General features: G+C 71.7%; 27 protein-coding genes and 1 pseudogene (1 of these 28 running past the window's edge). 12 read left to right on the top strand and 16 right to left on the bottom strand.

Going from position 1 to position 26,491, the window contains the following annotated elements; genetic code table 11:
- On the bottom strand, positions 1-159 hold the beginning of the coding sequence (locus ABZO31_RS06590; protein WP_406860074.1) for a DNA-3-methyladenine glycosylase. It extends 483 nt beyond the left edge of the window; the window shows 159 of its 642 coding nt (coding positions 1-159); it begins with the start codon at positions 157-159; its stop codon lies off the left edge, out of view.
- Between the two features lie 116 nt (positions 160-275).
- Between ABZO31_RS06590 and ABZO31_RS06595 the strand changes: the two genes are divergently transcribed.
- The 3 genes from ABZO31_RS06595 to ABZO31_RS06605 all read left to right on the top strand — a co-directional run bounded on the left by ABZO31_RS06595 (position 276) and on the right by ABZO31_RS06605 (position 2,347).
- Positions 276-1,058, top strand: coding sequence for a sporulation protein (locus ABZO31_RS06595; protein WP_406860075.1), 783 nt, complete (start codon positions 276-278; stop codon positions 1,056-1,058).
- A gap of 51 nt (positions 1,059-1,109) precedes the next feature.
- On the top strand, positions 1,110-1,643 hold the full coding sequence (locus ABZO31_RS06600; RefSeq protein WP_406860076.1) for a YbhB/YbcL family Raf kinase inhibitor-like protein: 534 nt from the start codon (positions 1,110-1,112) through the stop codon (positions 1,641-1,643).
- A 197-nt stretch (positions 1,644-1,840) separates the two neighbouring features.
- Positions 1,841-2,347 (top strand): HNH endonuclease, encoded by a 507-nt coding sequence (locus ABZO31_RS06605; protein ID WP_406865274.1) that lies wholly within the window; start codon positions 1,841-1,843, stop codon positions 2,345-2,347.
- A gap of 74 nt (positions 2,348-2,421) precedes the next feature.
- On the opposite strand, the gene ABZO31_RS06610 is transcribed toward ABZO31_RS06605, so the two are convergent.
- The 4 genes and pseudogenes from ABZO31_RS06610 to ABZO31_RS06625 all read right to left on the bottom strand — a co-directional run.
- The gene (locus ABZO31_RS06610; RefSeq protein ID WP_406860077.1) at positions 2,422-3,195 is read right to left on the bottom strand and encodes a sulfite exporter TauE/SafE family protein; all 774 of its coding nucleotides are present in this window, start codon (positions 3,193-3,195) and stop codon (positions 2,422-2,424) included.
- A 132-nt stretch (positions 3,196-3,327) separates the two neighbouring features.
- A complete protein-coding gene (locus ABZO31_RS06615; protein ID WP_406860078.1) occupies positions 3,328-4,299 on the bottom strand; it encodes an SPFH domain-containing protein in 972 nt (323 codons plus the stop codon).
- A gap of 125 nt (positions 4,300-4,424) precedes the next feature.
- Entirely contained in the window at positions 4,425-4,853 is a 429-nt protein-coding gene (locus tag ABZO31_RS06620; protein ID WP_406860079.1) for an NfeD family protein, read from the bottom strand.
- 444 nt (positions 4,854-5,297) lie between these two features.
- Positions 5,298-5,828, bottom strand: a pseudogene (locus tag ABZO31_RS06625) (ABC transporter ATP-binding protein); the annotation flags it as partial.
- A 195-nt stretch (positions 5,829-6,023) separates the two neighbouring features.
- Here ABZO31_RS06625 and ABZO31_RS06630 point away from each other — a divergent pair.
- Positions 6,024-6,815 (top strand): hypothetical protein, encoded by a 792-nt coding sequence (locus tag ABZO31_RS06630; protein ID WP_406860080.1) that lies wholly within the window; start codon positions 6,024-6,026, stop codon positions 6,813-6,815.
- A gap of 141 nt (positions 6,816-6,956) precedes the next feature.
- Here ABZO31_RS06630 and ABZO31_RS06635 read toward each other — a convergent pair whose 3' ends face one another.
- Both ABZO31_RS06635 and ABZO31_RS06640 read right to left on the bottom strand, forming a co-directional pair.
- The gene (locus ABZO31_RS06635; protein ID WP_406860081.1) at positions 6,957-7,604 is read right to left on the bottom strand and encodes a response regulator; all 648 of its coding nucleotides are present in this window, start codon (positions 7,602-7,604) and stop codon (positions 6,957-6,959) included.
- Positions 7,597-8,742 carry a GAF domain-containing sensor histidine kinase gene (locus tag ABZO31_RS06640; RefSeq protein WP_406860082.1) on the bottom strand — a complete coding sequence of 382 codons (1,146 nt, stop codon included), beginning with the start codon at positions 8,740-8,742 and terminating at the stop codon, positions 7,597-7,599. The genes ABZO31_RS06635 and ABZO31_RS06640 overlap by 8 nt, the downstream gene beginning before the upstream one ends.
- Positions 8,743-8,923: 181 nt before the next feature.
- Here ABZO31_RS06640 and ABZO31_RS06645 point away from each other — a divergent pair, with 181 nt between their 5' ends.
- The 3 genes from ABZO31_RS06645 to ABZO31_RS06655 all read left to right on the top strand — a co-directional run bounded on the left by ABZO31_RS06645 (position 8,924) and on the right by ABZO31_RS06655 (position 12,050).
- Positions 8,924-9,625, top strand: a complete 702-nt coding sequence (locus ABZO31_RS06645; protein ID WP_406860083.1) for an SDR family NAD(P)-dependent oxidoreductase — start codon at positions 8,924-8,926, stop codon at positions 9,623-9,625.
- A 251-nt stretch (positions 9,626-9,876) separates the two neighbouring features.
- Positions 9,877-11,016 (top strand): S-adenosylmethionine:tRNA ribosyltransferase-isomerase, encoded by a 1,140-nt coding sequence (locus ABZO31_RS06650; RefSeq protein ID WP_406865275.1) that lies wholly within the window; start codon positions 9,877-9,879, stop codon positions 11,014-11,016.
- Between the two features lie 275 nt (positions 11,017-11,291).
- Positions 11,292-12,050 carry a transglycosylase SLT domain-containing protein gene (locus tag ABZO31_RS06655; RefSeq protein ID WP_406860085.1) on the top strand — a complete coding sequence of 253 codons (759 nt, stop codon included), beginning with the start codon at positions 11,292-11,294 and terminating at the stop codon, positions 12,048-12,050.
- 106 nt (positions 12,051-12,156) lie between these two features.
- Here ABZO31_RS06655 and ABZO31_RS06660 read toward each other — a convergent pair whose 3' ends face one another.
- Complete coding sequence (locus tag ABZO31_RS06660) at positions 12,157-14,691, bottom strand: FHA domain-containing protein (protein ID WP_406860086.1); 2,535 nt, start codon at positions 14,689-14,691, stop codon at positions 12,157-12,159.
- A 337-nt stretch (positions 14,692-15,028) separates the two neighbouring features.
- Here ABZO31_RS06660 and serB point away from each other — a divergent pair, with 337 nt between their 5' ends.
- Complete coding sequence (gene serB, locus ABZO31_RS06665) at positions 15,029-16,246, top strand: phosphoserine phosphatase SerB (protein WP_406860087.1); 1,218 nt, start codon at positions 15,029-15,031, stop codon at positions 16,244-16,246.
- 105 nt (positions 16,247-16,351) lie between these two features.
- Here serB and ABZO31_RS06670 read toward each other — a convergent pair whose 3' ends face one another.
- The 4 genes from ABZO31_RS06670 to ABZO31_RS06685 form a co-directional block, all read right to left on the bottom strand.
- On the bottom strand, positions 16,352-16,870 hold the full coding sequence (locus ABZO31_RS06670; RefSeq protein ID WP_406860088.1) for a SixA phosphatase family protein: 519 nt from the start codon (positions 16,868-16,870) through the stop codon (positions 16,352-16,354).
- Positions 16,871-16,936: 66 nt separating this feature from the next.
- Positions 16,937-17,146 (bottom strand): hypothetical protein, encoded by a 210-nt coding sequence (locus tag ABZO31_RS06675; protein WP_406860090.1) that lies wholly within the window; start codon positions 17,144-17,146, stop codon positions 16,937-16,939.
- A gap of 188 nt (positions 17,147-17,334) precedes the next feature.
- Entirely contained in the window at positions 17,335-17,454 is a 120-nt protein-coding gene (locus ABZO31_RS06680) for an SGM_5486 family transporter-associated protein (protein ID WP_406860091.1), read from the bottom strand.
- Positions 17,455-17,471: 17 nt separating this feature from the next.
- On the bottom strand, positions 17,472-18,782 hold the full coding sequence (locus ABZO31_RS06685; RefSeq protein WP_406860092.1) for a CynX/NimT family MFS transporter: 1,311 nt from the start codon (positions 18,780-18,782) through the stop codon (positions 17,472-17,474).
- A gap of 76 nt (positions 18,783-18,858) precedes the next feature.
- On the opposite strand from ABZO31_RS06685, the gene ABZO31_RS06690 reads away from it, so the two are divergent.
- Complete coding sequence (locus ABZO31_RS06690) at positions 18,859-19,545, top strand: FadR/GntR family transcriptional regulator (RefSeq protein WP_406860093.1); 687 nt, start codon at positions 18,859-18,861, stop codon at positions 19,543-19,545.
- On the opposite strand, the gene ABZO31_RS06695 is transcribed toward ABZO31_RS06690, so the two are convergent.
- The 3 genes from ABZO31_RS06695 to fabG form a co-directional block, all read right to left on the bottom strand.
- A complete protein-coding gene (locus tag ABZO31_RS06695; protein ID WP_406860095.1) occupies positions 19,508-19,876 on the bottom strand; it encodes a hypothetical protein in 369 nt (122 codons plus the stop codon). The genes ABZO31_RS06690 and ABZO31_RS06695 overlap by 38 nt on opposite strands.
- Before the next feature lie 162 nt (positions 19,877-20,038).
- Positions 20,039-20,815 (bottom strand): enoyl-ACP reductase FabI, encoded by a 777-nt coding sequence (gene fabI / locus ABZO31_RS06700; protein ID WP_406860096.1) that lies wholly within the window; start codon positions 20,813-20,815, stop codon positions 20,039-20,041.
- Positions 20,816-20,820: 5 nt separating this feature from the next.
- The gene (fabG, locus tag ABZO31_RS06705; protein ID WP_406860097.1) at positions 20,821-21,540 is read right to left on the bottom strand and encodes a 3-oxoacyl-[acyl-carrier-protein] reductase; all 720 of its coding nucleotides are present in this window, start codon (positions 21,538-21,540) and stop codon (positions 20,821-20,823) included.
- 199 nt (positions 21,541-21,739) lie between these two features.
- Between fabG and ABZO31_RS06710 the strand changes: the two genes are divergently transcribed.
- From ABZO31_RS06710 to tyrS, 3 genes are all read left to right on the top strand, one after another.
- A complete protein-coding gene (locus ABZO31_RS06710) occupies positions 21,740-23,272 on the top strand; it encodes a TldD/PmbA family protein (protein ID WP_406860099.1) in 1,533 nt (510 codons plus the stop codon).
- Positions 23,273-23,363: 91 nt separating this feature from the next.
- Positions 23,364-24,758, top strand: coding sequence for a metallopeptidase TldD-related protein (locus ABZO31_RS06715; protein WP_406860102.1), 1,395 nt, complete (start codon positions 23,364-23,366; stop codon positions 24,756-24,758).
- A gap of 62 nt (positions 24,759-24,820) precedes the next feature.
- A complete protein-coding gene (gene tyrS / locus ABZO31_RS06720) occupies positions 24,821-26,089 on the top strand; it encodes a tyrosine--tRNA ligase (RefSeq protein ID WP_406860104.1) in 1,269 nt (422 codons plus the stop codon).
- Between the two features lie 86 nt (positions 26,090-26,175).
- Here tyrS and ABZO31_RS06725 read toward each other — a convergent pair whose 3' ends face one another.
- Positions 26,176-26,451: a GlsB/YeaQ/YmgE family stress response membrane protein gene (locus ABZO31_RS06725; RefSeq protein WP_406860106.1), complete on the bottom strand. Its 276-nt coding sequence runs from the start codon at positions 26,449-26,451 to the stop codon at positions 26,176-26,178.
- Positions 26,452-26,491: the final 40 nt, after the last annotated feature.

Consider the following 26,491-nt stretch of genomic DNA (forward strand, 5'->3'; position numbering starts at 1 on the left):
CTCGCCCGCGTACGCCTCCACCTCCGTGAGCCGTAGCTCGATCGGGCCGTCCTCCGTTCTGCGGACGAGGGTGCGGCCGAGGAGATCGGGCGCGACCTCCAGTACCGGACGGTCGAAGAAGGCCCGCGGCAGCGGCGCGCGGTCGGGGCTCTCGCTCATGGCGTCCGAGCGTAACGGGGGCGGGGCGGGGGTGTACCGGGGGCGGCGGTGGGAACCCGTTACGGTCGTCGCTCGTACGTAGGTAAAGGCCAGGACCCTAGAAGGAGTGGACAGACATGGGCTTCAAGAAGCTGCTCGCGAGCCTGGGAGCCGGCGGGGCGACCGTGGAGACGGTGCTCACCGAGGAGAACGTGGTTCCGGGCGGGGTCGTCCAGGGTGAGGTGCGGATCCAGGGCGGTTCGGTCGACCAGCAGATCGAGGGTCTGTCGGTGGGGCTGCAGGCGCGCGTCGAGGTCGAGGGCGGCGACCAGGAGTACAAGCAGGACATCGAGTTCGTGAAGGTGCGGCTCGGTGGCGCGTTCGAGGTGAAGGCCGGGGCGGTGCACGTTGTGCCGTTCGGTCTGGAGATCCCGTGGGAGACGCCGGTCACCACGATCGCCGGGCAGCAGCTGCGGGGCATGAACATCGGTGTGACCACCGAGCTGGAGATCGCGCGTGCGGTGGACTCCGGTGACCTGGACCCGATCAACGTGCACCCGCTGCCGGCGCAGCAGGCGATCCTGGACGCCTTCATCCAGCTCGGCTTCCGCTTCAAGAACGCGGACATGGAGCGCGGCATGATCCGGGGCACCCGGCAGAAGCTGCCGTTCTACCAGGAGATCGAGTTCCTCCCGCCGCAGCAGTACCGCGGGCTGAACCAGGTCGAGGTGAGCTTCGTGGCGGACGAGCGCGAGATGGACGTCGTGCTCGAGATGGACAAGAAGCCGGGTCTGTTCAGCGAGGGCAGCGACTCGTTCCGTTCGTTCGCGGTCGGTCTGCACGACTTCCACACCACCGACTGGGCGGCGTACCTGAACCAGTGGCTCGCCGAGGTCGGTGGGAAGCGGAACTGGTTCTAGGCTCGGCCCCGACAGCCGTCAGTCGGATCAGGACGATACGGAGGTTCATTCGTGGCCGAGGGCAAGAGGGCTCCGCTCCCTCACGACTTCCATCCGCCGGTGCCGGCGTTCACCGTGGTGAGCGACGACGTGGCGCCGGGCGGGGTGCTGAAGGAGGCGCAGGTGTACGCGGCGGGGAACACCTCGCCGCAGCTGCGCTGGGAGGGTTTCCCGGCGGAGACCAAGAGCTTCGCCGTCACCTGCTTCGACCCGGACGCGCCGACCGGCAGCGGGTTCTGGCACTGGGTGCTGTTCGACATCCCGGCGTCGGTGACGGAGCTGCCCGTGGGTGCGGGCTCGGGCTCGTTCGAGGGGTTGCCGGCGGGCGCCGTGCACGCGCGCAACGACTACGGGTCGAAGGACTTCGGCGGGGCCGCCCCGCCGAAGGGGGACGGCCCGCACCGTTATGTGTTCACGGTGTACGCGGTCGATCAGGAGCGGCTCGGTCCGGACGCCGACACGTCTCCGGCCGCGGTCGGCTTCAACCTGCGGTTCCACACGCTGGGACGTGCGCAGTTGGTCGGCGAGTACGAGAACCCCGCGTAGCCCGCGCCGGCGGAACCCCGCCCGGGCGACTGGGTGTTCGTCTGTTGTTTGCCCGCTTCTGGTCTTGGAGAGATCAGAAGCGGGCATCTTTCGTTGCGCAGATATTGCGTTGTCCTACCCGGCGCGCCCGGCCAGAGTTGATCCAAGCCCGGAAGCCCCGCCAACAGGGCTGGGCCGGCACACGGGAGGTGGGCATGATGCGGGACACGCTGGTACTGAACGCGAGCTTCGAGCCGCTTTCGACGGTCACACTCAACCGTGCGGTGGTGCTTGTCCTGCAGGACAAGGCCGTCGTGGAGCAGGCTCATCCCGAGCTGCGCATGCGTGCCGCCGCCGTCGAGCTTCCGGTGCCGCGGGTGATCAGGCTCTGCCGGTACGTACGGGTGCCGTTCCGAAGACAGGCTCCGTGGTCGAGGCGGGGTGTGCTGGTGCGGGACCAGCACCGGTGCGCGTACTGCGGGCGGCGTGCGACGACCGTGGACCACGTGGTGCCTCGGGCGCAGGGCGGTGGGGACGAGTGGCTGAACACGGTCGCCTCGTGTGCCGAGGACAACCACCGCAAGGCCGACCGGACTCCGGAGCAGGCGGGGATGCCGCTGCTGCGCCAGCCGTTCGTGCCGACTCCGGCGGACGCGATGCTGCTCGCGATGCGGGCGGGTGAGCGGTCCGAGCTGCCGGACTGGCTGGCCGATTCGGCGGCCTGAGCGGGCCGATCCGGGCTTCCGTGTGCGTACCGCGGGCCCGTCCCCTTCCTGAGGGGGCGGGCCCGCGGCCGTCGTCAGCGGAGCAGGAGCTGGGCGATGGCGGTGAGGCCGACGGCGACGATGACGCCGCGCAGGACGGTGGGCGGGAGGCGGCGGCCGACCTTGGCGCCGATCTGGCCGCCGATGGCGGAGCCGACGGCGATGAGCAGGACGGCGGTCCAGTCGAAGTCGGCGACGAAGAGGAAGAAGAGCGCGGCGATGCTGTTCACGATCGCGGCGAGGACGTTCTTGACGGCGTTGAGGCGCTGGAGGGTGTCGTTGAGGAGCATGCCCATGAGGGAGAGGTAGATGATCCCCTGGGCGGCGGTGAAGTAGCCGCCGTAGATGCTCGCGAGGAAGAGTCCGGTGAGCAGGAGCGGGCCGCCGTCGGGGTCGCCGTGGGTGCCGTTGCGGGCGCGCCGGGCCTGGACGGCCTTGGAGATCCGGGGCTGCAGGACGACGAGTACCAGCGCCAGGGCGACGAGGACGGGGACGATGGTCTCGAACGCCCTGGGCGGGAGCATCAGCAGGAGTATCGCGCCGCACAGGCCGCCGGCGGCGGCGAGTGCGCCGAGGCGCAGGACGCGGCGGCGCTGGCCCTTGAGTTCCTCGCGGTAGCCGATGGCGCCGCTGATGGAGCCGGGGATGAGGCCGAGGGCGTTGGAGACGGTGGCGGTGACCGGTGGGAGGCCGGTGAGGAGGAGGACCGGGAACGTGATCAGCGTTCCGGACCCGACGATGGTGTTGATGGTGCCGGCTCCGATGCCGGCGGCGAAGACTGCCAGTACTTCCCAGATGGACAACGCCATCTCCTTACATGGTCAGTGAGTCGCCTCCCCGCCCTGACGGTCCGTCGGTCTGTCAGGTCTGACAGGTCTGTCCAGCCGACGGGTCTCGGGGTCGAGGGGCTCTCACCGATCATGCACGATTACGTGTACGTGTCAGTCAACCGGGGGTTCCTCGCGGCGCTGCTCGACGACGCTCGCGCCCGCGCCCGTACCGCTGTTGGATCCGCCCGAGGTGTTGAAGCCGGGGACTCCCCCGCCGATGTTGCCGAAGGCGCCGGAAAGGCCCTTGAGGGCGTCGCCGATCTCGCTGGGCACGATCCAGAGCTTGTTGGCGTCGCCCTCGGCGATCTTCGGGAGCATCTGGAGGTACTGGTACGAGAGCAGCTTCTGGTCGGGGTCGCCGGCGTGGATCGCCTCGAAGACCGTGCGGACGGCCTGGGCCTCGCCCTCGGCGCGCAGGGCGGCGGCCTTGGCCTCACCCTCGGCGCGCAGGATCTGGGACTGCTTCTCACCCTCGGCGGTGAGGATGGCGGCCTGGCGCGTGCCCTCCGCGGTGAGGATCGCGGCGCGCTTGTCGCGGTCGGCGCGCATCTGCTTCTCCATCGAGTCCTGGATGGAGGTCGGCGGCTCGATGGCCTTCAGCTCCACGCGGTTGACGCGGATGCCCCACTTGCCGGTGGCCTCGTCGAGGACGCCGCGCAGGGCGGCGTTGATCTCCTCGCGGGAGGTGAGGGTGCGCTCGAGGTCCATGCCGCCGATGATGTTCCGCAGCGTGGTGACGGTGAGCTGCTCGATGGCCTGGATGTAGCTGGCGACCTCGTAGGTCGCGGCCCGGGCGTCGGTCACCTGGTAGTAGATGACGGTGTCGATGTTGACGACCAGGTTGTCCTGGGTGATCACCGGCTGGGGCGGGAACGGGACGACCTGTTCACGGAGGTCGATCCGGTTGCGGATCGAGTCGATGAACGGGACGACGATGTTCAGGCCCGCGTTGAGCGTGCGGGTGTAGCGTCCGAAGCGCTCCACGATCGCGGCGCTGGCCTGCGGGATGACCTGGATCGTCTTGATCAGTGCGATGAAGACGAGGATCACCAGGATGATCAGGACGATGATGACGGATGGCATCGTGCTCCCCGTGCCCTTCGCTGCCGGTTGACTGCCGGGTTGGTTTCGATGATCCAGTTTCCCAGACGGCGGGTCGTCGTGTGACGGGTTCTGTCACACGGTCACATCACGCTCACGATGATGCTTCACATGACCACGGCAGTCGCGCCGTCGATCTCCACGACGTCGACCTGGCGGCCCGGTTCGAAGGTCTGTCCGTCGTCGAGCGCGCGGGCGGACCACACCTCGCCGGCGAGTTTGATGCGGCCGCCGCTGCCGTCCACCCGTTCCAGGACCACGGCCTGACGGCCCTTCAGGGCGTCGATCCCGGTGGCGAGTTGTGGTCGGGCGTCGCGGTGCCGGGCCGCGATCGGGCGGACCACCGCGATCAGCGCGACCGACACCACGACGAAGACGAGCACTTGAGCGACCACGCCGAAGCCGAGTGCGGCGGTGATCGCGCCGGCGACCGCGCCGACCGCGAACATGCCGAACTCGGGCATCGTCGTCAGCACGAGCGGGATGCCCAGTCCCACCGCTCCGATCAGCCACCAGACCCACGCGTCGATGTCCACGTGGTCATGGTAGGGCGGTGAGGGTCGCCGGGGACAGGGCGCGGCTCTGTGCGGAGTGCGCGACGCCCTGTGTGCCCGGTGCGACGTGGTGCTCGTCTCCTCCCGTGCGGGGGCGGCGAGTTGAGCGAGGCGCTACGTGATGGGGTGCTGCTTGATGGGGGTGCTACGTGAGGGTTCCTACTTGAGTGGGAGGCCCTGGGCGGTGTAGCGGTCGCCGTGGCGCTCGACGACGAGCGGGAGGCCGAAGCAGAGCGAGAGGTTGCGGGAGGTCAGCTCGGTCTCCATCGGGCCGGCCGCGAGCACCTTGCCCTGACGGATCATCAGCACGTGGGTGAAGCCCGGGGCGATCTCCTCGACGTGGTGGGTGACCATGAGCATCGAGGGGGCGATCGGGTCGCGGGCGAGGCGCCCGAGGCGGCGGACCAGGTCCTCGCGGCCGCCGAGGTCGAGGCCGGCGGCGGGCTCGTCCAGGAGCAGCAGCTCGGGGTCGGTCATCATGGCGCGGGCGATCAGGGTGCGCTTGCGCTCGCCCTCGGAGAGGGTGCCGAACTTGCGGTCCAGGTAGTCGGACATGCCGAGGCGGTCGAGGAAGGCGCGGGCGCGCTGCTCGTCGACCGGGTCGTAGTCCTCGTGCCAGGTGGCGGTCATGCCGTACGCGGCGGTGAGGACGGTCTCGAGGACGGTCTGGCGCTTGGGGAGCTTCTCGGCCATGGCAATGCCGGCGACGCCGATGCGGGGGCGGAGCTCGAACACGTCGGTGCCGACGCCGCCCAGCTGCTCGCCCAGGATCCGGGCGGTGCCCTTGGTGGGGAAGAGGTAGCTGGAGGCGATGTTGAGGAGCGTGGTCTTGCCCGCGCCGTTGGGGCCGAGGATGACCCAGCGCTCGCCCTCCTTGACCGACCATGAGACCTCGTCCACCAGAGCGCGTCCGTCGCGGACCACGGATACGTCCACCAGCTCCAGTACATCGCTCATGGTCGTGTCGTCTCCCCTTGCGGTCGGTCGAGTCGTGTCGTGTTCGTTCCGGCGCCGGCGTCGGTGGGCGGGCGTCCAGGGGAAAACCTACGCCACCGGCGCGGCGGCGCGGCTCTTAGGTCCCTGGTACGTCCGGTAAGGCCCGGAGTTCCGGGGTGTGGGGTGCGGGGTGGGGGAGTGCCTAGGCTGTGGCCCATGCTTTGGGAACCACGCTCAGGACGCCTGGCCGCTTGGGGCAACGCCCTCCTGGCCGGAGCGGTGTCGCCGGACGACGCGGTCGAGGCGATCGTCGGGGAGGACGCGGTGCATCGCGTCGAGGGGCTGCCGGGTGAGGCGGGGCCGGTCGGGCTGACGCTGGCGCTGGGGCGGCTGCGGCGGCTCGGGGTGACCGGGTGGCGGGTGGCGCTGCCCGCGCCGGGGCATCCGCTGGGGCTCAGCGGGCCGCCGGACTTCAACGCGCGGGCGCTGGAGGCGGAGGAGGCGGTGGTCGGTTTCGGCGCGCCCTACGGGCTGGTGCCGGAGGTGACGGAGGCGGGGCCGGCCGGGGACGTCCATGTGGAGGTCGTCTGGCGGTGCCTGGCGGTGCGGGAGGCGCCGCCGGCGGACGTGCCGTCGCTCGGCGAGGCGGAGCGGGAGCTCGCGGAGGCGCTGCGTGAGGCCACGGCTGTACTGACGCGGCTCGACGTGGCCGGGTCGGGTCCGGTGGCGGACGCGGCGCGGGACGCGTACCGGGCGCGGGCGGAGGCGTCCGCCGCGCGCGACGTACTGGCGCCGGGGTATCCGCCGCGGGCGGTGCGGGTGCTGGAGCTGGCGCAGCGGGTGTCGCTGCTGGTGTCCCTCGCGTACGACAACGGGCACGGCGGTGCGGTGAGCGCCGGGGAGATGGCGGCGCGGGGGGCCGCGTTGCGGCCGGTGGAACGGGTGGCTCGGCGGGCGCAGGTGGCTGCGTACAACGCGTACGTGGAGGAGCGGGAGAGGGAACGGTAGCGCTGCGCTTTGCGGGGGCCGGGGCGGTGCGCCGGTGCGGGGCGGTGCGCCGGTGCGGGTGGTGGGCGACTGCCTGCGGCGGGCTTCTCCCCCACCCCGCCCCTTCCTGAGTCCGGGGCTCCGCCCCGGACCCCGGGCTCGTCAGGTCGTCAGGCCGTGCCTTACCGCCCAGAGGGCTGCTTGGGTGCGGTCTGCCAGGTCGAGTTTCATCAGGATGTTCGAGACGTGGGTCTTCACCGTCTTCTCGGAGAGGACCAACGCTCTTGCGATCTCTCTGTTCGAGCGGCCGTCGGCGATCAGGCCCAGGACCTCGCGTTCGCGTTCCGTCAGGGTCGAGCCTCGTCCCGTGCCGCCGTGGGCGCTCTCCTCCTGGGAGAGCAGCGCGCCGGCCACCTCCGGCTGGAGCAGGACGTGGCCCGCGTGGACCGAGCGGATCGCGCCGGCCAGGGCGTCCGGGTCGATGTCCTTGTACACGTACCCCGACGCGCCCGCGCGCAGCGCCGGGACGACCGTGCGCTGTTCGGTGAAGCTGGTGACGATCAGGACCTTCGCCGGGTTCGCCAGATCCCGCAGTCTGCGGAGGGCCTCGATGCCGTCCATGCCCGGCATCTTCACGTCCATCAGGACGACGTCCGGCTTCAGTTCCTCCGCGCGGGCGACGCCCTCGGCGCCGTCGGCGGCCTCGCCCACCACCTCTATGTCGTCCTGCACCTCCAGGAAGGTGCGCAGGCCCCGCCGGACGACCTGGTGATCGTCCACGAGCAGCACCCGGATTGTTCTGTCAGCCACCGGGGACCTCCATCTCGATCGTGGTGCCGTGGCCCGGCGCCGACGTCACGGTGAGCCTGCCTCCGACCCCGCCGGCCCGGTCCCGCATGGAGACCAGGCCGAGGTGCCGGCCCGCCTTGCGGACGGCGCCCGGCTCGAAGCCGCCGCCGTCGTCGGTGACGGTGAGCAGCGCGCCCTGGCCGTGCCGTACGAGGGTGACCTCGACGCGCTCCGCGCCGGAGTGCCGCAGCGCGTTGTGCAGGGCCTCCTGCGCGACGCGGAGCACCGCCTCCTCCTGCGCGGCCGGCAGGGCGCGGACGCCCGTGCCGTCGAAGGTGACCCGCGCCGCGTGGGCACGGTCCAGGACCTGGATCTGGGTACGCAGGGTGTGTACGAGGCCGTCCTCGTCCAGCGCGGCGGGCCGCAGCTCGACCACGGCGGCGCGCAGTTCGTCCGCGGCCTCGGCCGCCAGCGCGGCCACCTGCTGCAGCTCGCCCTTCGCGCGGGCCGGGTCGCGGTCGACGAGCGCGGCGGCGGCCTGGGCGGTGAGCCGGAGCGAGAACAGCTTCTGGCTGACCGCGTCATGCAGCTCGTGCGCGAGCCGGGAGCGTTCCTCCGCGATGGTGAGCTCGCGGCTGCGCTCGTACAGCCGGGCGTTGGTCAGGGCGATGGCGGCGTGCTGGGCGAGGATCGACAGGAGTTCCTCGTCGTCCTCGGTGAAGGCGCAGCCGCTGGCCGGCCTCGGGCAGCGCTTGTTGGCCAGGAACAGGGCGCCGAGGATCTCGTCGCCGTCCCGGATCGGCAGGCCCAGGAAGTCGGACATCTCGGGGTGGGCGGCGGGCCAGCCCTCGAAGCGGGGGTCCTTGCGGACGTCGGCGAGCCGCTCGGGCTCGGCCTTGTGGAGCATCGCGGCGAGGATGCCGTGCTGGCGGGGCAGCGGGCCGATGGCCTTCCACTGCTCGTCGGTCACGCCGTCGACGACGAACTGGGCGAAGCCGCCGTGGTCGTCCGGCACGCCGAGGGCGGCGTACTCGGCGTCGAGCAGTTCGCGCGCGGAGACCACGATCGTCTTGAGGACGTCGCGGACCTCCATCTGGCGGCTCATCGCCAGGAGCGCGGTGCTCACGGCGGCGAGGCCGGAGCTCGGTCGATGGCTCATGTGTTCACCGTACCGGCGGGGTGTGACGGTCCGTATCCGACCGGAGACCGCGACGGTCCGGGACCGGAGGACTAGGTCGAAGTGCCTTCCCGGGTCGGGGCCCGGGGACGAGGCGGCCGGAACGGCGCGGTCGGAGGCTGGATCTCGTCGACGACCATCGCGTTCGAAGGGACTGGGGCACATGTCTGTTGCGATCGTCACGGGGGCGTCCCGGGGGCTCGGGCGGGCCCTCGCGCAGGCGCTGGCGGGCCGGGGCTGGGACCTCGTCCTGGGCGCGCGGACGGCGAAGGCACTGGAGGAGACCGCGGAGGCGGTCCGCTCGGCGCACGGCACGCGGGTCGTGGCGGTGCCGGGGGACGTGACGGACGCGGCGCACCGGCGGGCGCTGGTGGCGGCGGCCCGGGAGCTGGGCGGTCTGGACCTGCTGGTGAACAACGCGGGGATCCTCGGCGCCGAGCCGCTCGTCCCCCTGGAGGCGCACCCGCTCGACGGGTTCCGGGCGGCCCTGGAGGCCAACGTGGTGGCCCCGCTCGGGCTGGTCCAGGAGGCGCTGCCGCTGTTGCGCGGGGCGCCGGAGGGCGCGGTGGTGGACATCAGTTCGGACGCGGCGGTGGAGGCGTACCGCACCTGGGGCGCGTACGGGGCGACGAAGGCGGCCCTGGACCGGCTGTCGGCGGTGCTGGCCGTGGAGGAGCCGGGGCTGCGGGTCTGGTGGGTGGACCCGGGCAGCATGCGGACGGACATGCTGGCGGCGGCCGACCCGGAGGAGGCAGCGGGCGCGCCCCGCCCCGAGGACGTCGCCCCGGCGTTCCTGCGCCTCCTGGACACCCGCCCGGCCAGCGGCCGCCACACGGCGGCGGGGCTGCTGGGGGTGAGCGGGTGAGCACGCCGGCGTGGACCTGCGGGACGGACGGGCCCGTGGCGGGCGGCTGCGGGAGGCCCGGGAGGCCGCCGGTACCGGAGAGCGCCGATGACTGCCTGGTGAGCGCGCAGGCGCGCACGCGCGTCACGGAGGACCGGCACACGGCAGCAGGGGGTCCCCCGGCCGAGGACCACCGGAGCACGGCAGCGGGAACTCCCCCGGCCGACGACCACCGGCACGCGGCAGCGGCGACTCCCCCGGCCGAGGGCCAGGTGCTCCGCCGACCGCCGCACCATGCGCCCGCCTGGCCGCGGGTGCCCGAGGAGCTTTCGGCGCGGGTGCCCGCGCGGGAGCGGGACGAGGTGCGGTTGCTGGTGTCTCGGGGGGCGGCCGTGGCGCATCACCGGTTCCGGGAGCTGCCGGGGTTGTTGCGGGCCGGGGACGTGCTGGTGGTGAACACCTCGGCGACGTTGCCGGCGGCGGTGAACGGGCGGCTCGGCGGGGACGCCGTGGTGGTGCACTTCTCGACGCGCGGCGCGGACGGCCGGTGGGCGGTGGAGCTGCGGGCGCCGGACGGGCGGGGGACGACGCGGCCGCGGGCGGGCGGTCCGGCGGGGGCCGCGGTGCGGCTGCCGGGCGGGGCACGGCTGGTGCTGGACGGCCCGCTGGCGCCGGGAGGCTCGCGGCTGTGGTGGGCGAGGGCGGACACGGGGGTGCCGGGTCTCCTCGCGCGGTACGGGCGGCCGATCCGGTACGGGTACACGGAGCGGGACCAGCCGTTGGAGGCGTACCAGACGGTGTTCGCGCTGCCGTCGGCGGACGGCGCGGGCTCGGCGGAGATGCCGAGCGCGGGCCGGCCGTTCACGGCGGCGCTGGTGGCGGAGCTGGTGCGCCGGGGGGTGCAGTTCGCTCCGCTGACCCTTCATACGGGGGTGGCATCGGCGGAGGTGCACGAGCCGCCGTACCCGGAGCCGTACGAGGTGCCGGCGGCGACGGCCCGGCTGGTGAACGCGGCCCGGGCGGGCAGAGGAGGGGGCTCGCGAAGCGATTCCTCGGAAGGGCGGTGGCGGGCGACGGGCGGGCGCGTGGTGGCGGTGGGCACCACCGCGGTACGGGCGCTGGAGTCGGCCGCCGGGCCGGACGGGGTGGTGCGGGCGGCCTCCGGGTGGACGGACCTGGTGGTGACGCCGGAGCGGGGGGTGCGGGTGGTGGACGGGCTGCTGACCGGGCTCCACGAGCCCGAGGCCTCGCATCTGCTGATGCTGGAGGCGGTCGCCGGGCGGCCCGCGCTGGAGGCCGCGTACGCCGCGGCGGTGAACGGCCGGTACCTCTGGCACGAGTTCGGCGATGTGCATCTCCTCCTGCCGGAGGAGGCACCTCACTGTGCGCATTGCGTGAGCAACTCTTGGTGAGAGTGCAGCCCGGCCGATGTGAGGCCGGGCATAGGACGCAGGTCACTTACGAAGCGCGTTAGTGGACGCATAAGGACCGGATCAATCCTGATAGGTCCGGTTCCGGGGTGGCGTCGGGGGGTTGGGGCAGGCCCCCTGATCCACTACCCGGGATCGTACGTCACACCTTTGCCACAGGATTTTGCGGCCGCTAAGAATTGCGTCCGTCGCCGCCGATGAGGCGCAGCCGCCCCGGCCTGAGCGACCCCCGCGCTATTTCGAAGAGGTACTCCTGCATGTCCGCGAAGAAGCCTGGCAACTATCGACTTAACAAGAAGCACAAGGTCTCCATCGCCGGTGTGGCCGCCCTGAGCGTCGCCGCCCTCTCGTTCTCCCTGGTCTCCGGTGGCAACGCCTCCGCCGAGACCGAGCCGCAGGCCCTGGCCAACGGCAAGCCGGTCGCCTGGGCGTACAACGCCGAGAGCGCGCAGGCCAAGGCCCTGCAGAAGAGCCTGACCGAGCAGCAGAGCGCCCTGAGCCTGCAGGCCAAGAAGGACGCCGCCGCCAAGGCGCAGGCCTCGGCCAAGGCGAAGGCCAAGCGCGTCGCCGCCGCGAAGGCGAAGGCCAAGGCCGAGGCGAAGGCCGAGGCGAAGGCTGCCGCGAAGGCCGCCGCGAAGAAGCGTGCCGCCGCGAAGGCCGCCGCCAGCCGCGCCGCCGCCCGCACCCCCGTGTTCGCGAACAACCTCGACGGCTGGATCCGCGAGGCGCTGTTCATCATGGACAAGCACGACATCCCGGGCACCTACAACGGGATCCACAAGAACATCATGCGCGAGTCCAGCGGTAACCCGCGCGCGATCAACAACTGGGACATCAACGCCATCAACGGCGTCCCGTCCAAGGGTCTGCTGCAGGTCATCTACCCGACCTTCAAGGCCTACCACGTCGCGGGCACCAAGTTCGACCAGTACGACCCGGTCGCCAACATCGTCGCCGCCTGCAACTACGCGGCCGACCGGTACGGCACGATCGACAACGTCAACAGCGCGTACTGAGTCACCGGCTCGTACGGAGTCACCGGCTCGCATCGAGTCGCTTCAGACATGCCGAAGGGCGGCACCCCGTGCAGGGGTGCCGCCCTTCGGGCGTGCGCGTCGGTGACTACTTGCGCATGACCTCCGGCTCGTGGCGGCGCAGCAGCCGCGCCACCACGACGCAGCAGATCGCGGCCATGAGCAGCTGGATGCCGAGGTCGAGGCTCCACTGGCCGACCGTGTGCTCCCACAGCGGGTCGGTGTTCGTGGGGTCCTTGTGGTCCCACGGCGGCATCAGGTGCGCCAGGTCGAGCGTGGTGCCGGCGCCGGCGATGCCCCAGCGCGACGGCATCAGCCAGGCGAACTGCTCCAGGCCGGGCGAGCCGTACACCTGGAACAGGATGCCGGTGAACACAACCTGGATGATCGCGAACATGACGAGCAGCGGCATGGTCTTCTCGGCGGTCTTCACCAGCGAGGAGATGACCAGGCCGACCATCATCGAGGTCAGGCCGAGCGCGATGACCTGGATGCACAGCTCGACCGCCGGCGGCATGAGCAGGCCCTCGGTCGGCAGGTCGCGGGTGGAGAAGCCGATACCGCAGATGATCACGCCCTGGAAGGCGGTGATCACCCCGAGCACGATGACCTTGGACATCAGGTACGCGGAGCGGGACAGGCCGGTGGCGCGTTCCCGCTCGTAGATGACCCGTTCCTTGATCAGCTCACGTACCGAGTTGGCCGCACCCGAGAAGCACATGCCGACCGCGAGGATCAGCATGATCGTGCCGGCGTCGCCGTTGAAGCGGGACGGCGGCTTGGGCGGGGCCAGGCCGAAGTCGGCGGGGATGACCACCGAGACCGCGCCGAGGACGGCGGGCAGGATCACCATCAGGGCCAGGAAGCCCTTGTCGGAGGCGATCACCGAGACGTAGCGGCGGATCAGGGTCCACAGCTGCGAGCCCCAGCCCTGCGGCTTGGGCGGCCGGGCCAGCGCCTGCTGGGCCGGGCCGGGCATCTGGACCGGCTGCGCGGCGACGGCGTCGAGGTCCGCGGCGTACATCTGGTAGTGCTGCGAGCCCTTCCAGCGGCCCGCCCAGTCGTAGTCGCGGTAGTTCTCGAAGGCGGAGAAGACGTCGGCCCAGGTGCTGTAGCCGAAGAAGTTCAGCGCCTCGTCCGGCGGGCCGAAGTAGGCCACGGAGCCGCCGGGGGCCATCACCAGGAGCTTGTCGCACAGCGCCAGCTCGGCCACGGAGTGGGTGACGACGAGGACGGTGCGCCCGTCGTCGGCGAGGCCGCGCAGCAGCTGCATGACGTCGCGGTCCATGCCCGGGTCGAGGCCGGAGGTCGGCTCGTCCAGGAAGATCAGCGACGGCTTGGTGAGGAGCTCCAGGGCGACGGAGACGCGCTTGCGCTGGCCACCGGAGAGGGAGGTGACCTTCTTCTCCTTGTGGATGTCCAGCTTGAGCTCGCGCAGCACCTCGTCGATGCGCTGGGCGCGCTCCTGGTCGCTGGTGTCCGCAGGGAAGCGCAGCTTGGCCGCGTACTTGAGCGCCTTCTGGACGGTCAGCTCCTTGTGCAGGATGTCGTCCTGCGGGACCAGACCGATGCGCTGGCGCAGCTCGGCGAACTGCTTGTAGAGGCTGCGGTTGTCGTACAGGACGTCGCCCTCGTTGGCCGGGCGGTAGCCGGTCAGCGCCTTGAGCAGGGTCGACTTGCCGGAGCCGGAGGGGCCGATGACGCCGATGAGCGACTTCTCGGGGACGCCGAAGCTGACGTCCTTGAGGATCTGCTTGCCGCCGTCGACCGTCACCGTGAGGTGGCGGGCGGAGAAGGAGACCTCGCCGGTGTCGACGAACTCCTCGAGCCGGCCGCCGACGATCCGGAACGTCGAGTGGCCGACGCCGACGGTGTCGTTGGGGCCGAGCAGGGCGGTGCCGCCCTTGGGGATCGGCTGACCGTTGACGTACGTGCCGTTGTGCGAGCCGAGGTCGCGGATCTCCATGCGGCCGTCGGGCATCGCGTGGAACTCGGCGTGGTGGCGCGAGACCTGGAGGTCGGAGACGACCAGCTCGTTCTCCAGCGCACGGCCGATGCGCATGACATGACCGAGCGACAGCTGGTGGAACATGGTCGGGCTGCGGTCGCCGAGCGCCGGCGAGGCCCCCGCGACTCCGCCGGCTGCGGGACCCTGCGCCTGGTGCGGCACCTGGGGCTGCACCGGCTGCTGGGCCGGCGGCTGCTGCCAGCCCTGCTGGGGCTGGGCCTGCGGCGCGGCCTGCTGGCCGGACCAGCCGCCGACGGCGGCCTGATGGGCCGGCGCCTGGTGCTGGGCCGGCTGCTGCGCCGGGGCCTGGGCGGCGCCGGCGAGGTTCAGCCGCGGGCCGTCGGTCGCGTTGCCGAGGTTGACCGCGGAACCCGGGCCGATCTCCATCTGGTGGATCCGCTGGCCCTGTACGAACGTGCCGTTGGTCGAGCCGTGGTCCTCGATGACCCAACTCCGGCCGCCCCAGCTGATGGTGGCGTGTCGCCACGAGACCCTGGCGTCGTCGATCACCAGGTCGCCCTGCGGATCGCGTCCCAGGGTGTATGACCTGGACGGATCGAGCGTCCAGGTCCTTCCGTTCAATTCCAGTACGAGTTCTGGCACTCCATGCCCCACTACTTGTCCCCCGATGTACCCCCGTCGCGGGAGCCTAGGGATGGCGATTCAACGTGGGGAACTATTTCAGGCCCGGCCCTCGAACCGAAAGTCGGGCCGTGTGAAGTTCCCGCAGAGGCTGCCGTCGGCGACGCGAAACCCCGCGAGTCCGTACGGATCATGAAAGTACGGACGACCGGGGGCAAGCCGGTACGGGCCCGCCCCCTCCCCTCGCCTCACCCGGATGGCGGACGGGCGTCACGGGGGCGAACCGCCGGCGACCGGGCCGTCACAGGTCTGTCCGGCAGTCGGGACGGGGCGTCCGGTGGCACCGGGTGCCCGATACGGTGGTAGCACCATGAGCGCAACGCAGACCTCAGACGTTCCCACCCTTCTCGTCAAGATCTTCGGGAAGGACCGTCCCGGGATCACCGCCGGGCTCTTCGACACCCTGGCCGCCTTCTCCGTCGACGTGGTCGACATCGAGCAGGTCGTCACTCGGGGCCGTATCGTCCTGTGCGCGCTCGTCACGGAGCCGACCGTGAGCTCCGAGGGCGAGCTGCGGGCGACGGTGCACAGCTGGGCGGAGTCGCACAAGCTGCAGGCCGAGATCATCTCGGGCACCGGCGACAACCGGCCGCGGGGCGTCGGCCGCTCCCATGTGACCGTGCTCGGCCACCCGCTCACCGCGGAGCAGACCGCCGCCATAGCGGCGAGGATCACCGGCACCGGCGGCAACATCGACCGTGTGTTCCGGCTGGCGAAGTACCCGGTGACGGCGGTCGAGTTCGCGGTCTCCGGCTGCGAGACGGAGCCGCTGCGGACGGCGCTGGCCACCGAGGCGCACGAGATCGGCGTGGACGTCGCCGTCGTCTCCGCGGGTCTGCACCGCCGCGCGCAGCGGCTGATCGTCATGGACGTCGACTCGACGCTGATCCAGGACGAGGTCATCGAGCTGTTCGCGGCCCACGCCGGCTGCGAGGACAAGGTCGCCGAGGTCACCGCGGCCGCGATGCGCGGCGAGCTGGACTTCGAGCAGTCGCTGCACGCCCGGGTGGCGCTCCTGGAGGGTCTGGACGCCTCGGTGGTGGACAAGGTCCGCGCCGAGGTGCGGCTGACCCCGGGCGCCCGCACCCTGATCCGCACGCTCAAGCGGCTCGGCTACCAGGTGGGCGTGGTCTCCGGCGGGTTCACGCAGGTCACGGACGATCTGAAGGAGCGGCTCGGCCTCGACTTCGCCCAGGCGAACACGCTGGAGATCGTGGACGGCCGGCTGACCGGCCGGGTCACCGGGGAGATCGTGGACCGGGCGGGCAAGGCCCGGCTGCTGCGCCGGTTCGCCCAGGAGGCGGGCGTGCCGCTGGCGCAGACGGTGGCGATCGGCGACGGCGCGAACGACCTGGACATGCTGAACGCGGCCGGGCTCGGCGTGGCGTTCAACGCCAAGCCGGTGGTGCGCAAGGCGGCCGACACGGCGGTGAACGTGCCGTTCCTGGACACCGTGCTGTACCTGCTCGGGGTGACCCGCGAGGAGGTCGAGGCGGCGGACGTCGGCGAGGACGAGCTGCCGCACTGAGCCCCGCCGCACTGAGCCGGGGCGCTCCCGTGACACACGCGTGGGCCCGGCCGTCCCGAGGGGCGGCCGGGCCCACGTGCGTACGGGCCGGGGGTACCGGTCGGGTCAGGAGTGCGGGGTCCAGTAGTCGACCAGGCGGCCGACCCCGTGCTCCACGGACTTCCAGGAGCCGGTGAACTCCACGGTCGCGAAGGCGGCGGTCGGGAAGCCGCTGCGGTTCATCCGGGGCAGCAGGTCGCCCTCGGCCTCGCCGGAGAGCGCGTCGGCGAGCGCGTGCATGCCGGGGTTGTGGCCGATGAGGACCAGGGTGCGGACCTCGTCGGAGGTCTCGTTGAGCAGCGCGATGAGCTCGCCGAGGGAGGCCTCGTACAGCCGCTCCTCGTAGACGGTCTTGGGCCGGTGGGGCAGCTCGGCGACGGCCAGCTTCCAGGTCTCGCGGGTACGCAGGGCGGTCGAGCAGAGGGCCAGGTCAAAAGTGATGCCGTGGTCGGCGAGCCGGCGGCCGGCGATCGGGGCGTCCTGGCGGCCACGGTCGGCGAGCGGCCGCTCGTGGTCGGCCTCCTGGCCCCAGTCGGCCTTGGCATGGCGGAGCAGCACGATCTTGCGGGGTGTCTCGACGCTCATGCTTCCCAGCTTCGCACGAAACGGGCCTTCGGGCGCAGGGGGTTGGGGCAGTCCACCCGCACGGGGTCAGCGGCTCAGCGTGCGGTGCAGGGTCTCCAGGAAACGGCCCACCGCGGGGTCCCCGGCACCGGCCGCGGCATGGGCCTGACCAGGGTCCACGATCAGCAGGAACAGGGCGACGAAGGCGGCCACGGGGAGTGCGAGCGCCCACCACGGCAGCCGGGTGTCGACCCCGGTGGCCGGGGTCCGGGTACGGGCGGGGGTACGGGCCGTCATGGCCGCCTCCGTGGGGTCGGGACCTGCGCGCTGCTGCGACGGTTCCAACGTACGGAGCGGGCGGGGCGCCGCCCATCCGGTGATCCACCCACTTCACCCTGAGGCGCGCCCCCTAGGGGACCGGGGGAAACCCCCCGGCGGGCGGACCCGCGGCCGGTGGGCGGCCCCCGGAGGGGCTCAGCGGCGGCTCAGGAGGGCGAGGCGATGGTGGCGATCACGGCGATCACGGCACCGATGCCGAGCATCGTGCAGAACACGAGCAGCAGCTTCTTCTGGCCGTTCGGGGGGTTCGGTTCGAGGTAGGGCATGGGCTCAGTCTCGCATCTCAGATCTCGTCCTCGACGGTCCGGTCCCGTCCGGCGAGGACACCCACGACCATCTGCGGGATCAGCAGGCCGGCCATGAGCGCCAGCGGCAGGTCCCAGCCGCCGCTGTGCTGGTACAGGACGCCGACGAGCAGGGGTCCGGGGATGGAGATCAGATAGCCGGCGCTCTGCGCGAAGGCGGAGAGCCGGACGACGCCGGTGCCGGTGCGCGAGCGCATGCCGATCATGGTGAGGGCGAGCGGGAAGGAACAGTTGGAGATGCCGAGCAGCACGGCCCAGACCCAGGCGCCCGCGGTGGGGGCGAGGAAGAGCCCGAGGTAGCCGGTGACACCGCACAGGCCCAGGGCGACGACGATCGGGCCCTGGGTGCGCAGCCGGGTGGCGAGGCGCGGGATGACGAAGGCGAGCGGGACGCCCATGACCATGGTGACGGCGAGCAGCAGACCGGCGGTGGCGGCGGGGACGCCCGCGTCGCGGAAGATCTGCGGCATCCAGCCCATGGTGATGTACGCGCCGGTGGCCTGGAGGCCGAAGAAGCAGGCGAGGGCCCAGGCGGTACGGCTGCGGACGATGCGGCCGGGTGCTTCGGCGGGAGCGGCGGACCGTGCCGTACCGGCCGTCTGCGTGCCGTCGCGGTCGCGGAACAGCGGGATCCAGGGGACCACGGCGAGGACGGCGAGCAAGGCCCAGACGCCGAGGCCCAGGCGCCAACTGCCGCCCAGGGCCTCGGTCATGGGGACGGTCGCGGCGGCGGCGAGCGAGGTGCCGAGCGCGAGGGTCATGGAGTACAGGCCGGTCATGGTGCCGATGCGGTCGGGGAAGTACCGCTTGACGATGACCGGCATGAGGACGTTGCTGACCGCGATGCCCATGAGGGCGAGGGCGCTGGCGGCGAGGAAGCCGACGGTGCCGGAGGCGAAGGGGCGTACGGCGAGTCCGGCGAGGATCGCGGCCATGCCCGCGCCGACGACGGCGGCGGGGCCGAAGCGGCGGGCGAGGCGGGGCGCGGTGATGCCGAAGACGGCGAAGCAGAGCGGCGGTACGGAGGTGAGGACGCCGGCGACGCTGCCGGTCATGTGGAGGTCGGCGCGGACCTCTTCGAGGAGGGCGCCGAGGCTGGTGATGGCGGGGCGCAGGTTGAGCGCGGCGAGCGCGAGTCCGACGACGACGAGACGGGCGGCCCAGGGGCCCGGACCGGTACCGGTACCGGCGCCGCTGCCGGCGACGGCGACGGTGCCTCTGCCGCCCGTGGTCTCGGGGGCGGACCTGCGGGTGGGCACGGGGTCGAGGGTCTGCGGCTCGTCGGGCATGGGGCTCATCATAGAATCATGGGATGATTGATTGTCCAATCCCGAACCAATCTGACCGATCTGCAAGGGGCCTGTGATGGCGCTCAGCTCCCCCCGGCGTTCCGCGCTCTCGGACCAGGTGATCGCGCAGCTGCGCACCCAGATCACCTCCGGCGAGTGGCCGGTGGGCTCGCGCATCCCGACCGAGCCGGAGCTGGTCGAGCAGCTGGGCGTGGCCCGGAACACGGTGCGGGAGGCGGTCCGCGCGCTCGCGCACAACGGGCTGCTCGACATCCGCCAGGGCTCGGGCACGTACGTGATCGCCACCAGCGAGCTGGCGGGCGTGATGCACCGCCGATTCGCCGGCTCCGACCCGGGGCACGTGGCCGAGGTGCGCGCGACGCTGGAGTCCTCGGCGGCCCGGCTGGCCGCGGAGCGGCGCACCGAGCGGGACGTACGGCAGCTGGAGGCGCTCCTCGCCCGGCGGGAGGAGGCCTGGACGGCGGGGGACGCGGAGCGCTTCGTGACGCTGGACGTGGCCTTCCACCAGGCGGTGGTGGCGGCCTCCCACAACGACGTGCTGACCGCGCTGTACGCGGACCTCGGGGACGTGCTGCGGGACTGGCTGCGCGGGGACGTGGGCGGGGACCTGCGGCCGGAGAACCACATGGACCACGGGCGGCTCGTGGCCGCGATCCGGGCCGGCGACGGGGACGCCGCGGCGGCGGAGGCGGCGAGCTATCCGTTCATGTGCCGGCGGAGTCCGTCGCCGGCTGATGGGTGAGCCAGACCGCCCGTACGTCCTTCCAGCAGCGGCCGCTCAACTCGGCGTACTCGGTCGGGCCGACGTCGACGGGCGCGCTGTCGCTGTCGATGTCCCACCACGCCTCGCACTCGACGTGCAGCCGGACCCGGTCGGTGCCCGGGTAGGGGTTGTGGCAGTACGCGGTCACCCGCGAGCCCTCGACGGCGGTCCGGCAGGACGCCTCGTACGCGGGCGGCTGCTCGTCCCGGACCGCGGGCGCGGCGCGTACCTCGGCGAGGACGGCGGCGGTCCCGGCGAGGAGTACGGCGGCCGAGGCGACCCCGGCGACTCTGCGGTGCCTGGCACGCACGGCCGTACCTCCTCCCCGTCGGCAGACAGAAACGTCACGCTCCGACCAGTCTGAGGTGCACCGCCGGACTTTTCGACTCGAGCCCGTTCGGCCCATGCGCGAGGGCCGGTGGGCCACCCCGTCGGGGGCGGCCCACCGGCCCTGATGACGTCCGCGGCGTGCTTACGCGCCGATGGCGTGCAGGCCGCCGTCGACGTGGATGATCTCTCCGGTCGTCTTCGGGAACCAGTCGCTCAGCAGGGCGACGATGGCCTTGCCGGCCGGCTCCGGGTCGGAGAGGTCCCACTCCAGCGGGGAGCGGGAGTCCCAGACGCTCGCCAGCTCGCCGAAGCCGGGGATCGACTTGGCGGCCATGGAGCCGAGGGGGCCGGCGGAGACCAGGTTGCAGCGGATGTCCTGCTTGCCGAGGTCCCGGGCCATGTACCGGTTGGTGGCCTCGAGCGCGGCCTTGGCCGGGCCCATCCAGTCGTACTGCGGCCAGGCGAACTTGGCGTCGAAGGTGAGGCCGACGACGGAGCCGCCCTCGCTCATCAGCGGCAGCAGCGCCATGGTCAGGGACTTCAGCGAGAAGGCCGAGACGTGCATGGCCGTGGCGACCGACTCGAACGGCGTGTTGAGGAAGTTGCCGCCGAGCGCGTCCTGCGGGGCGAAGCCGATGGAGTGGACGATGCCGTCGATGCGGTCGCCCAGGTGCTCGCGGACCTGCTCCTCCAGGCGCGCGAGGTGCTCGTCGTTGGAGACGTCGAGCTCCAGGACCTTCACGTTCTCGGGCTTGGGGAGCTTCTTGGCGATGCGCTCGGTCAGCGTCGGCCGGGGCCAGGCGGTGAGGATGATCTCCGCGCCCTGCTCCTGGGCCAGCTTCGCGGCGTGGAACGCGATGGAGGACTCCATCAGCACGCCGGTGATCAGGATGCGCTTGCCTTCGAGAATTCCGCTCATGGTGATCAGTGACCCATGCCCAATCCGCCGTCAACCGGGATGACGGCTCCAGTGATGTACGAGGCGTCGTCGGAGGCGAGGAACTTCACCGCGGCGGCGATCTCCTCCGGCTGCGCGTAGCGGCCCAGCGGGACCTGGGACACGATGCCCGCGCGCTGCTCGTCGGTGAGGACCTTGGTCATGTCGGTGTCGACGAAACCGGGCGCGACCACGTTGAACGTGAGGTTGCGCGATCCGAGCTCACGGGCGAGGGAGCGGGCGAAGCCGACCAGACCGGCCTTCGAGGCGGCGTAGTTCGCCTGCCCGGCGGAGCCGAGCAGGCCGACGACCGAGGAGATCAGGACGACGCGGCCCTTCTTGGCGCGCAGCATTCCGCGGTTGGCGCGCTTCACGACCCGGAAGGTGCCGGTGAGGTTGGTGTCCAGGACGGAGGTGAAGTCCTCCTCGGACATCCGCATGAGCAACTGGTCCTTGGTGACGCCGGCGTTGGCCACCAGCACCTCCACGGGACCGTGCTTCTCCTCGATCTCCTTGTAGGCCTGCTCCACCTGTTCGGCGTCGGTGATGTCGCACTTCACGGGGAGGACGCCCAGCTCCGTCAGGGCGGCCGGCGGTTCCCCGGACCGGTACGTGATGGCGACCTTGTCTCCGGCCTCGGCGAAAGCGCGGGCGATGGCGAGGCCGATGCCCCGGTTTCCTCCGGTGACGAGAACCGAGCGGCTCAACGGATCACCCTTTCGATCAGCGGTCTGGTACATCGAAAACCTATCGGTCCCGTCCCTCTTCCCGGGAATCGACCCCTGACAGTGGCGTACGCATGCCACTGTCGGGTCTCTACAGAAAGCCCCGCCGAAAGCTCGTGGCATCGCGCCCCGAAGCGCGACATGATCGGGGACGACCGGTCTCACACGACAGGAGACAGCTGTGCCAACTGGGACCCATTCCCTCGACGAAGCCTTCACGGCGCTGCCCCTGCGGGCGCTCGCCGATGCGGCGCTCGCGCGGGCGCGCGCGCTCGGCGCGACGCATGCCGACTTCCGCCTGGAGCGGGTGCGCAGCGCCTCCTGGCGGCTGCGGGACGCCAAGCCCGCGGGTTCCTCGGACACCACGGACCTCGGGTTCGCGGTGCGGGTGGTGCACGGGGGCGCCTGGGGGTTCGCCTCGGGCGTCGATCTGACGATGGACGCGGCGGCGCGGGTCGCCTCGCAGGCGGTGGCGATGGCGCAGCTGTCGGCGCAGGTCATCGCGGCTGCGGGCTCGCAGGAGCGGGTCGAGCTGGCGGACGAGCCGGTGCACGCGGACCGGACGTGGATCTCCTCGTACGAGATCAACCCGTTCGACATCCCGGGCGAGGAGAAGTCCGCGCTGCTCGCCGACTGGAGCGCGCGGCTGCTGCGGGCCGAGGGCGTGGCGCATGTGGACGCCTCGCTGATGACGGTCCAGGAGAACAAGTTCTACGCGGACACGGCGGGGACGGTCACCACCCAGCAGCGGGTCCGGCTGCACCCCCAGCTCACCGCGGTCGCCGTCGACGAGACGACCGGCGAGTTCGACTCGATGCGGACGATCGCGCCGCCGGTGGGCCGCGGCTGGGAGTACCTGACGGGCACCGGCTGGGACTGGGACGCGGAGCTGGAGCGGATCCCGGAGCTGCTCGCGGAGAAGATGCGCGCGCCGAGCGTCGAGGCGGGCCGGTACGACCTGGTCGTCGACCCGTCGAACCTGTGGCTGACGATCCACGAGTCCATCGGCCACGCCACCGAGCTCGACCGGGCGCTCGGCTACGAGGCGGCGTACGCGGGCACCTCGTTCGCCACCTTCGACCAGCTGGGCAAGCTCACCTACGGCTCCCCGATCATGAACGTCACCGGCGACCGGACCGCCGAGCACGGTCTGGCCACGATCGGCTACGACGACGAGGGCGTCGAGGCGCAGAGCTGGGACCTGGTGAAGGACGGCACCCTGGTCGGCTACCAGCTGGACCGGCGGATCGCGGGGCTCACCGGCCTCGGCCGCTCGAACGGCTGCGCCTTCGCCGACTCCCCCGCGCACGTGCCGGTGCAGCGGATGGCGAACGTGTCGCTGCAGCCGGACCCGGGCGGACTGTCCACGGAGGACCTGATCGGCGGGGTCGAGCGGGGCATCTACGTGGTCGGCGACCGGTCGTGGTCGATCGACATGCAGCGGTACAACTTCCAGTTCACCGGCCAGCGGTTCTTCCGCATCGAGAACGGCCGGCTCGCCGGCCAGCTGCGGGACGTCGCGTACCAGGCGACGACCACGGACTTCTGGGGCTCGATGGAGAAGGTCGGCGGCCCGCAGACGTACGTCCTCGGCGGCGCCTTCAACTGCGGCAAGGCCCAGCCGGGCCAGGTCGCCGCGGTCTCCCACGGCTGCCCCTCCGCCCTCTTCCGGGGCGTCAACATCTTGAACACCACGCAGGAGGCCGGTCGATGAGCATGACCCTCGCGCACGGGACCCCCTGCTGGGGGTCCGGGGGTCGTCCCCCGGGAAAGCACAGTTTGAACACCACGCAGGAGGCCGGGCGATGAGCTCTCGGATCAGCAAGCCGTACGAGCTCGTCGAGCGGGCCCTGGAGCTGTCCCGGGCCGACGGGTGCGTCGTCATCGCCGACGAGGAGTCGAGCGCCAATCTGCGCTGGGCCGGCAACGCGCTGACCACCAACGGGGTCACCCGCGGCCGCACGCTCACCGTGATCGCCACCGTCGACGGCGCGCAGGGCGCCGCCTCCGGCGTGGTGTCCCGGTCCGCAGTCACCGTGGACGACCTGGAGCCGCTGGTGCGGGCCGCCGAGCAGGCCGCGCGGGCGGCAGGTCCTGCGGAGGACGCCCAGCCGCTGGTCGCGGGCGTGCCCGCCTCCCCCGACTTCACCGACGCGCCGGCCGAGACCTCCTCGGCCGTGTTCGCCGACTTCGCGCCCGCGCTCGGCGAGGCGTTCGCCCGTGCCCGGGCCGGCGGCCGCGAGCTGTACGGCTTCGCGAACCACGAGCTGACCTCCACGTACGTCGGCACCTCGACGGGTCTGCGGCTCCGGCACGACCAGCCGAACGGCACCCTGGAGCTCAACGCCAAGTCGCCCGACCGGTCCCGCTCGGCCTGGGCCGGGCGCTCCACCCGGGACTTCAAGGACGTCGACCCGGCGTCCCTGGACACCGAGCTGGCGACCCGGCTCGGCTGGGCGGAGCGGCGGATCGAGCTGCCGGCCGGGCGCTACGAGACGCTGCTGCCGCCGACCGCCGTCGCGGACCTGCTGATCTACCAGCTGTGGTCGTCGACCGCCCGGGACGCGGTGGAGGGCCGTACGGTCTTCTCCAAGCCCGGCGGCGGCACCCGGCTCGGCGAGACGCTCTCGCCGCTCCCGCTCGCCCTGCGCTCGGACCCGAACGAGCCGGGCCTGGAGTGCGCCCCGTTCGTGATCGCCCACTCCTCCGGCGACGACTCCTCGGTCTTCGACAACGGCCTGCCGCTCACCCCGACCGACTGGGTGCGCGGCGGGAAGCTGGAGCACCTGACCACCACCCGGCACAGCGCGGGCCTCACCGACCTGCCGGTGACCCCGGCGATCGGCAACCTGGTCCTGGACGGCGGCGGCGAAAAGTCCCTGGACGAGATGGTCGCCGCCACCGAGCGCGGTCTGCTGCTGACCTGCCTCTGGTACATCCGCGAGGTCGACCCGGCGACGCTGCTGCTCACCGGCCTGACCCGGGACGGCGTCTATCTCGTCGAGAACGGCGAGGTCGTCGGCGAGGTGAACAACTTCCGGTTCAACGAGTCGCCGGTGGACCTGCTGTCCCGGGCCTCCGAGGCCGGCCGGACCGAGAAGACGCTGCCGCGCGAGTGGAGCGACTGGTTCACCCGGGCCGCGATGCCGGCGCTGCGGGTGCCCGACTTCAACATGAGCTCGGTCAGCAAGGGGGTCTGACCCGCCTAGACTGACCGGGACAACAACCAATCTCCCCCACCGAACACGAGGAGACGGACGACGTGACGGACATCGTCGACGAGCTGAAGTGGCGCGGGCTGTTCGCCCAGTCCACCGACGAGGACGCTTTGCGCAAGGCTCTCGCGGACGGTCCCGTCACGTTCTATTGCGGCTTCGACCCGACCGCGGCCAGTCTCCACGTCGGCCACCTGGTCCAGGTGCTCACCGTCCGGCGGCTCCAGCAGGCCGGGCACCGGCCGCTGGCGCTGGTCGGCGGGGCCACCGGCCAGATCGGCGACCCGCGTCCCACCGCCGAGCGCACCCTGAACGACCCGGAGACGGTCGCGAACTGGGTGAACCGGCTGCGGACGCAGATCGAGCCGTTCCTGTCCTTCGAGGGCGAGAACGCGGCGGTCATGGTGAACAACCTGGACTGGACCGCCGGGATGTCGGCGATCGAGTTCCTGCGGGACATCGGCAAGCACTTCCGGGTCAACAAGATGCTCACCAAGGACTCGGTGGCCCGCCGCCTCGAGTCCGAGCAGGGCATCAGCTACACCGAGTTCAGCTACCAGCTCCTGCAGGGCATGGACTTCCTGGAGCTGTACCGGCGCTACGGCTGCACCCTGCAGCAGGGCGGCTCGGACCAGTGGGGCAACCTGGTGGCCGGCCTCGACCTGATCCACCGTCTGGAGCCGGACGCGGTCGCGCACGCGCTGGCCACGCCGCTGATGACGAAGGCGGACGGCACCAAGTTCGGCAAGACCGAGGGCGGCGCCGTCTGGCTGGACCCGGAGATGACCACGCCGTACGCGTTCTACCAGTTCTGGCTGAACGTCGACGACCGTGACATCACCCGGTACATGCGAATCCTCTCCTTCAAGTCTCGCGAGGAGCTGGAGGAGCTGGAGAAGCTCACCGAGGAGCGGCCGCAGGCGCGCACCGCGCAGCGGGCGCTGGCCGAGGAGCTGACCACGCTGGTGCACGGCGCCGACCAGTGCGCGGCCGTGATCGGGGCGTCGAAGGCGCTGTTCGGACAGGGCGAGCTGGCGGAACTCGACGAGGCCACGCTGGCGGCCGCTCTCTCCGAGCTGCCGCACGCGAAGGTCACCGAGCTGGGCCAGGTCGTGGACCTGTTCACCGAGGTCGGTCTGGCGCCGAGCAGGTCGGCGGCGCGGCGCACGGTGAAGGAGGGCGGGGCCTACGTGAACAACGTGAAGGTCACGGCCGAGGACGCCGAGGTCGCGGCGGACGAGCTGCTGCACGGGCGCTGGCTGGTGCTGCGGCGCGGCAAGAAGAACCTGGCGGCGATCGAGTACGCCGGCGCCTGAGCCGTACGGGCATGCCGGAGGCCCGGGTATGCGCACCGCGCGCGTACCCGGGCCTCCGTCGTCCGTCCTGCCCGTACGTCCTGGGGTCACACGGTCCGTCTGTCGCGCTTGATCCGCACCCACAGCATGTCGCCCACCCCGACGATCGCGATCGCGCCGAGCAGCTGGAGCAGGTGGCGCGTCCAGTCGATGCCCCGGGTCTCCTCGACGCCGATCCATCCGGCGACGGCGTTGCCGAGGAGGCTGCCGAGAATGCCGAAGATCGTCGTCAGCCACAGCGGGATCTGCTGCTTCCCCGGCAGGATCGCCTTCGCGATCAGACCGAGGACGAAGCCCACGATGATTGCCCACAGCCAGCCCATTCGGTCGCCTCCTCGTGCGGCGGCGCGCTCTGCGCATGTG

The sequence above is a fragment of the Streptomyces solicamelliae genome (assembly GCF_045348655.1).
Classification (GTDB): Bacteria; Actinomycetota; Actinomycetes; order Streptomycetales; family Streptomycetaceae; genus Streptomyces; species Streptomyces solicamelliae.

Bases quoted from the DNA above. Each gene is read 5' to 3' on its own strand.
- ABZO31_RS06595 (WP_406860075.1), top strand. From the start codon at position 276: ATGGGCTTCAAGAAGCTGCTCGCGAGCCTGGGAGCCGGCGGGGCGACC.
- ABZO31_RS06605 (WP_406865274.1), top strand. From the start codon at position 1,841: ATGCGGGACACGCTGGTACTGAACGCGAGCTTCGAGCCGCTTTCGACG.
- ABZO31_RS06610 (WP_406860077.1), bottom strand. From the start codon at position 3,195: ATGGCGTTGTCCATCTGGGAAGTACTGGCAGTCTTCGCCGCCGGCATC.
- ABZO31_RS06615 (WP_406860078.1), bottom strand. From the start codon at position 4,299: ATGCCATCCGTCATCATCGTCCTGATCATCCTGGTGATCCTCGTCTTC.
- ABZO31_RS06630 (WP_406860080.1), top strand. From the start codon at position 6,024: ATGCTTTGGGAACCACGCTCAGGACGCCTGGCCGCTTGGGGCAACGCC.
- ABZO31_RS06640 (WP_406860082.1), bottom strand. From the start codon at position 8,742: ATGAGCCATCGACCGAGCTCCGGCCTCGCCGCCGTGAGCACCGCGCTC.
- ABZO31_RS06645 (WP_406860083.1), top strand. From the start codon at position 8,924: ATGTCTGTTGCGATCGTCACGGGGGCGTCCCGGGGGCTCGGGCGGGCC.
- ABZO31_RS06655 (WP_406860085.1), top strand. From the start codon at position 11,292: ATGTCCGCGAAGAAGCCTGGCAACTATCGACTTAACAAGAAGCACAAG.
- serB (WP_406860087.1), top strand. From the start codon at position 15,029: ATGAGCGCAACGCAGACCTCAGACGTTCCCACCCTTCTCGTCAAGATC.
- ABZO31_RS06670 (WP_406860088.1), bottom strand. From the start codon at position 16,870: ATGAGCGTCGAGACACCCCGCAAGATCGTGCTGCTCCGCCATGCCAAG.
- ABZO31_RS06675 (WP_406860090.1), bottom strand. From the start codon at position 17,146: ATGACGGCCCGTACCCCCGCCCGTACCCGGACCCCGGCCACCGGGGTC.
- ABZO31_RS06680 (WP_406860091.1), bottom strand. From the start codon at position 17,454: ATGCCCTACCTCGAACCGAACCCCCCGAACGGCCAGAAGAAGCTGCTG.
- ABZO31_RS06685 (WP_406860092.1), bottom strand. From the start codon at position 18,782: ATGCCCGACGAGCCGCAGACCCTCGACCCCGTGCCCACCCGCAGGTCC.
- ABZO31_RS06690 (WP_406860093.1), top strand. From the start codon at position 18,859: ATGGCGCTCAGCTCCCCCCGGCGTTCCGCGCTCTCGGACCAGGTGATC.
- fabI (WP_406860096.1), bottom strand. From the start codon at position 20,815: ATGAGCGGAATTCTCGAAGGCAAGCGCATCCTGATCACCGGCGTGCTG.
- ABZO31_RS06715 (WP_406860102.1), top strand. From the start codon at position 23,364: ATGAGCTCTCGGATCAGCAAGCCGTACGAGCTCGTCGAGCGGGCCCTG.
- ABZO31_RS06725 (WP_406860106.1), bottom strand. From the start codon at position 26,451: ATGGGCTGGCTGTGGGCAATCATCGTGGGCTTCGTCCTCGGTCTGATC.